Raw genomic sequence first — 2,488 nt, forward strand, 5'->3', positions numbered from 1 at the left:
CAACGGGGGAATCATCAAGTATGACTGCCGAGGATTTGAACAACTCCAGAAGTTGATGGGCTGTTGAAGTTTTGCGACTGACACCGGGGGAATTTTTGGCCGCTGGTACGATCGCACTTTGGCTCAATTTCGGCTCAATCCGTCCCTTGCCATCGCCACGGTTGGGGGGCTGTTCGTCGTTGAACTTGGCCGCTAGTTCAATTGGCTGATGGGGTAAAACTCCCCCTCGAACTGCTTCACTATTCCCAGCCAGCACCAATACTCGATCGCCTTCTTTGCTTCCCAGTGCTTCAGCTTTAGCGCTGCTGCTATCTCGAACTGATTCGGCGGGATGAGAGCGCCAGTTATGTACATCAGCACTTTCTGTTCTGTCGAGTTGGGGTCTAGTTTCTGCATTTTGTGCGATCGGCTCCTGGACTTGAACTTCTTGTATTGACGCTTTAATCAAATCCTTTCCAGGGCGTGAGTAATCAAAAGTTCCACCGGGCCCGAAATCGACGCGCACCCTACCAGACGGGGAGATGTGCGTAACCTTGCCGACTAGGGATTCTTCTTCAATCCCCCAACGCTCGTGAACGGACTCGACTAAATCGCCAATCTCGAAAGAGTCTAGGGCTTGAATTGCGATCAGCTTAACGGCCGATTTCGGGTAAACGATGCGGCCAAACTTGGACTCGACACCGGGGGGAGTTTCGATCGGCTTGATAATCACTGAGCCAGGCTCGACAACTCGATCGCCAGGTCTAGCCGCAAAACTTCTACGCCCACTGAGATACTCATCAGCGGGAACCGGGAGAAAACCAACAAAGTGATCCTCAGCGTCCACTACCCAACAGATATCAAGGTTGAAACGTGTCTCTTGGCGTTGAACTTCGATCGGCTCCTGGGCTTGAACTTCGATGAGACTTTGAAAATAGCTTTCAATCTCAGCATCGTGAGTCTGCCGAAATTCCTCCGCGTCAAAGGCATTATCAATTACTGGTTCGATCGCCTCAACCGGTTCGACTTGGGCCGCGGGGGGAACTTCCAGCAGTTGCAGCAGCGGGGGCACAGTGCCGACTAGGGCATCAATCCAGTTTTGGCGGCACCGTCTGTCGCCGTCGGGCATCACGTTGAGCTGCCAGCCAATTTCCTTCAATTCCTTTAAATTCTTCTGTTGCAGGTTTTCCAGGGTGTACATAGGTTAGGGGAAAGGGTGGGTGTTGCCCACCCGCCAACGTTTGGGGTATGCAGTGGAATCTTTCACATATGTGAACTTTCTACTATCATAGAATTACATATGCAATAATGTCAACATCACATATGTGATTTTGGTAATCTTTTAAGGAAGACGTTATGAACTCTCAAGAGCATGGTCAAATCCAGGAAGGCGAAACACTTAGAGTACGGGGAACTGAAGAAGAACACGATGTTCACTCTCACGCCGACAGCGGCGAAGCTCTTTCGGCAAATAGCGGAGGATTTCGGACTCAGCTCCTCGGACTTAATCGAGAAGATAGCGCGGCGGGAGGTGGAAATTTCAACCCCTTTGGGGGAATTCTTGATCAGCTCATAGATGACGCACGCAAGCAGTTGATCAAGTCGAATGAGTGCATCGTTTGGTACAAAGAAGAGGTTAAGGAGTATCAGGAAAAACTCAACAATTTAATCAAGCTCAAAGAGCTACAAGAACAGCAATATCAAGAGATGCAGCAACAGCAACAGATGTTACTGCAGCAACAACAGCAGATCCAGCAGCAATTGATGCAGCAGCAGTTAATGCAGCAGCAACAGCAAGAGTCATCCAACCACATAGGGGAAACCCCCGCAGAATAATCGCATCAGAAGCCAGCACTCCTTACGGGGGGGCTGGTTTTGCGTTACTAATGACTAATAATTAATGACTAAAGGGCGATCACACTTATGAACAAAGGAGAACTGGTGGACTTGCTGGCAACCAAAGCAGACACCACCAAGAAAGTAGCAAATGCACTGCTGGACGCCCTGATAGATTCCATCACCAAGGCCGTTGCCGACGGCGAAAAAGTAACGCTAGTCGGATTTGGCTCCTTTGAAGCGAGGGAGCGGAAAGCCCGCGAAGGTCGCAATCCCAAAACTGGCGACAAGATGGACATCCCGGCAACTGTAGTTCCTGCATTTTCCCCAGGGAAGATGTTTAAGGATGCTGTGAGCCGGCAAGCGTAGACAATTTGCCGATCGTCGTGAAGTGCGATCGGCTAAACCACTAGACAAACACTAGACAAGCAATCATGAAGCACCCCGACTTGAAAAAATACGCCGATGAAGTGAATGAAATGCAAGACTTGCCGCCAGCAACTGTAGAACTTCCACCGCTGGCAGCGATCGCCATCATCAGTCATATCCAGTTAGCAACTCGTCACCCCAGAATAGGAGACGATATCTTTACCAAAATTGCGATCGACACAGCGCGACAATTGCAAAACCTGTTTAATTCAGACTCCGAAACTTACAAAGTGCTGGAACTTGG

General features: G+C 49.7%; 3 protein-coding genes and 1 pseudogene. 3 read left to right on the plus strand and 1 reads right to left on the minus strand.

The features are described from left to right. Window positions 1-1,180, minus strand: a pseudogene (locus QUA43_RS30575) (hypothetical protein); the annotation flags it as partial. A gap of 155 nt (window positions 1,181-1,335) precedes the next feature. Between QUA43_RS30575 and QUA43_RS30580 the strand changes: the two are divergent. The 3 genes from QUA43_RS30580 to QUA43_RS30590 form a co-directional block, all read left to right on the plus strand. Continuing rightward, window positions 1,336-1,815, plus strand: a complete 480-nt coding sequence (locus QUA43_RS30580) for a hypothetical protein (RefSeq protein ID WP_333379511.1) — start codon at window positions 1,336-1,338, stop codon at window positions 1,813-1,815. A gap of 87 nt (window positions 1,816-1,902) precedes the next feature. Beyond that, the gene (locus QUA43_RS30585; protein ID WP_333379513.1) at window positions 1,903-2,184 is read left to right on the plus strand and encodes an HU family DNA-binding protein; all 282 of its coding nucleotides are present in this window, start codon (window positions 1,903-1,905) and stop codon (window positions 2,182-2,184) included. A 65-nt stretch (window positions 2,185-2,249) separates the two neighbouring features. Beyond that, a partial coding sequence (locus QUA43_RS30590; RefSeq protein ID WP_333379514.1) for a hypothetical protein occupies window positions 2,250-2,488 on the plus strand: 239 nt, incomplete at its 3' end.

The organism is Microcoleus sp. N9_B4 (assembly GCF_036701635.1).
In the GTDB taxonomy this organism is placed as follows: Bacteria; Cyanobacteriota; Cyanobacteriia; order Cyanobacteriales; family Microcoleaceae; genus Microcoleus.